The organism is Metasolibacillus meyeri, assembly GCF_003049505.1.
Taxonomy (GTDB): domain Bacteria; phylum Bacillota; class Bacilli; order Bacillales_A; family Planococcaceae; genus Metasolibacillus; species Metasolibacillus meyeri.
In genome coordinates this window covers 1-3,386 of sequence record NZ_PYWN01000168.1, presented here as the reverse complement: position 1 = coordinate 3,386, position 3,386 = coordinate 1, and the positions used below count along the sequence as shown (strand labels likewise).

At 29.4% G+C, this 3,386-nt stretch carries 3 protein-coding genes; all 3 read left to right on the top strand.

Annotated features, from left to right (window positions below):
• The first annotated feature begins 552 nt into the window (after positions 1–552).
• Positions 553–1,782: a transcriptional regulator gene (locus C9J34_RS19485; protein ID WP_107841842.1), complete on the top strand. Its 1,230-nt coding sequence runs from the start codon at positions 553–555 to the stop codon at positions 1,780–1,782.
• Between the two features lie 582 nt (positions 1,783–2,364).
• Entirely contained in the window at positions 2,365–2,946 is a 582-nt protein-coding gene (locus tag C9J34_RS19480; RefSeq protein ID WP_107841841.1) for a tyrosine-type recombinase/integrase, read from the top strand.
• A gap of 56 nt (positions 2,947–3,002) precedes the next feature.
• Positions 3,003–3,386, top strand: a 384-nt coding sequence (locus C9J34_RS19475) for a hypothetical protein (protein WP_153062659.1), incomplete at its 3' end; no start/stop codon positions are given.

The window sequence follows — 3,386 nt, the reverse complement described above, 5'->3', positions numbered from 1 at the left end:
ATGGATACAACAAAATTGATATAGCTTTTTGAAATGGAAATAACTCTATTATATTGTTAAAGCAAGAACGTCTGATAATAGTAGTCAGGTATTTTGCTTATAGAGCAAACAAAGAATTTATCACAAGCAACTTTTGGATATAAAAGTTTAAAGGAATAAGACCAAAAGTAAAAATATCTGTATTCACACCAATTTGAAAGAATTGCGCTTGTCACCACCTTTTCCACCCCCCTCAATCCCATTATTTATTTCTAAAATTTCAGTTATTCAGTGTATGATGAGTTATCTATTTAAAAATAGAATGTACTATTATTTGAATGTAGAGGGGAAGATAACCTGAATCTGCATTTTTGCGGTTTGTGCAAAAAGCTAAGTGAAAGCAAGCGACAATGTCTTTTTATTGTTGCGCGGTAGGTTCTTAATCACTCATATCTTAAAAATTAAGAAAAAAATATAAACTAAAAAATTTACCCCTCATTTAAGTGTATATAAGTTTTATTATATACAGCCAATTTAGGGGTGATTTTTATTTTTAATTGGAGGAAAATAATATTGACAGAAACTAAACTAACAGAATTAGAATTAATCAAATTAACGATGAACTATGGCTTCAATGGCAGTGAATTAAATAATCCTTACTTTATTGAAAAAGGATTCTTAAAAAGTAATGGTTCATATCAATCATTCACTAAGAAAATTGATGCTATTTGTGAAAGTTGGGAAAGACTAGGGAAGAAAAAAGGTGAGCCAGCGTTGTATATTATACGTGGTTTGAAAAGGAAGGCAGATAATATAGTTGATAATCGAAAGTTTAATGGCTTCGATAAACATGATTATTTAATCAGTAAGTATGTATTTAATCGTTTAGTTGAAATGGATGTGGATGATAGCCGTAAAAATTCAAATTATGGATGGTCAATTGATTGTAAAGCTTTTAATCCCGTTCAGATAAATAAAGAAATGATACGGATACACTTCCGTGACTTATATATGGATGAAGATAGCGAACAAGTTTATAACGGATTCCAGCGTTATATTAAAAATAATAATCGTAGTATGATTGATAAGGCTTTTAAGTATTTGGAGGACGAAAATCTGATTAAGAAAACTATTCACTACTCAGCTATTAACTTGGACAACCAAAAGGTTTACATTGACAAGAAGAAGTACGATTCATTTTCATCTAGTAGAAAGTTTATTTTGGATAATTACGGATTGACAGTTTATAATTATGATTATTTAAGTGATAATGAAAAATATGCAGAGATGTTTGAGGAACTAGAGCAGCTATACGATGACATGAAAATGAAATCAGTTTTTATTTCCGTATCAGTTGAATTGTTAAATAGGGATATTTTTCATGAGATTGGGGTAGATGATTTTTTTAATGCTTACTACAGTCGATTAATTGAAAAGATGAACAAGTTACAATCTAAATCAATCAACGATTATGCCAATTTATATAATTGTTTTAAATCATTTGGTTTATTGTCTACCCTTAGTATTGTAATAAAGGATAATGTACGTCTTAATCAATTAATAGAGAGTAAGCGTCCAGATAAATCAGTAATTTATTCAATTCTTTTTGAACGTCACAAGAAGGGGAAAAAGATGAGTGATAAATTTTATGAAACATTGGATGAAATGGAGTTAATGCTATCAGATATAGCGATTTCAAAAAAGGAAGAGGTAAGTGTAAAGAAATATACAAGCGAGAAGATTGCTGAACCTTTAACAATTGATGATATTGTAGACTTTGATTCAATTATCGTAAAACCATGATAAATATATTCCATTTAATAATTTTAGCGCATTTTTCAAAGGAATACTGAAAAAATAACCTTACATCTAATAGTAAAGAGTTAGTTAATGCAATTAATAGGATTAAACTCGCATTTAGTAAACTAGTGAGCTAGCCAATTTCGGCTGGCTCTTTTTAATTTGTGACACTTACACATTTAACCATGGTAAGGTAGAATAATCTAATGCTTGGTAATGCATTTATATAATACATCTACATTGACGATACTGTTACATTACGATACACGATTAAAGTGGCTTTTTTCTATTTTAATTGTAGGTTACCTATGTGCTTATAGGCATAGCATCGTATTCGTACGATTATATATACGATGACAATAGGTAAGAGTGGGAATATGGTGCGCGGTTGTTTTCTTAAATAATTATCTATAATAATGCTGGTGTTGTATTATTGCTAAATTAAAGAGATAATAAATGTATGCTTTTATAACTTAGCATACATATGAAATGCTGATATAAAGACATTCTATTATTGATACCCTATTGAATGTATGATAATTTGAAATTAATTAAAATAGCATACATGTGAGAGGTGGAAAAATCATGGCTAATTTGAATGAAAAGAAAGGCATGTTGATTGATGTACAACCTATAAAAAGTAAACAAGAAATTAATGAATTAATCGAAGCATTAGGAATGTCACAAAATGGATTGCGTGACCAGCTATTATTTAAATTGGGTGTTTCAACAGGGTTAAGATGTGGTGATTTAGTAGCTTTGAAAGTGGAACAAGTGAAAGGCAAATCTAATTTTAAAATTCGTGAAGGTAAAACGAAGAAGGAACGTACAGTCTATTTGAACAACTTAATGGCTGATATTGCAGATTATATTGAAATGTTGCCATCTGATGAAATTTATTTGTTCCCTAGTCGTAAAGGCGATAGTCACATTACAACCACACAAGCTTATCGCATTATTGCTAAGGCTGGTGATATGATTGGTAATAACTCAATTGGTACACACACAATGCGTAAAACGTTCGGCTACACATATTATCAAGCAACTAAAGACGTAGCAACATTGATGGAGATTTTTAACCATTCATCGCAAAAGACAACATTACGTTATATTGGTATTACAGAGGAAACAATTGAGAATAGCATAAAGAGTATTTCGTTCTTTTAATGGTTGATATTGATTAACTATATTTTACCAATATATGTATATGAGGTTGGGATTAAGTGACGATTGAAAAGATTATATTACTTGGAATAGGAACTGTATGTGGTTATCTTCTCTTGAATGAAAAATATAAGCTTAATGAAAGTTTTAAAGATATTATAGTTACGATACTATTTGTTGACGCATATTTTTTTGCGGTGTTTGAGGTTATAGAACCTAGTGAATTTATGTTTAAAAACGGTTATTTTATAAATTATTTCCCATTATTTCCGTTGATGTTGTTAGCTGTTATATTAGTTATTATGATTTGGAGATTTGGAAAAGAGTTAATAGAAGAAAATAAAGTGACTTATATAATTTGGATGCTTAGTTACATAGTATTAATATTTTCTTTTATTTATTTCATTATATACCATTATAACAACTGTCTCTTATACACATCT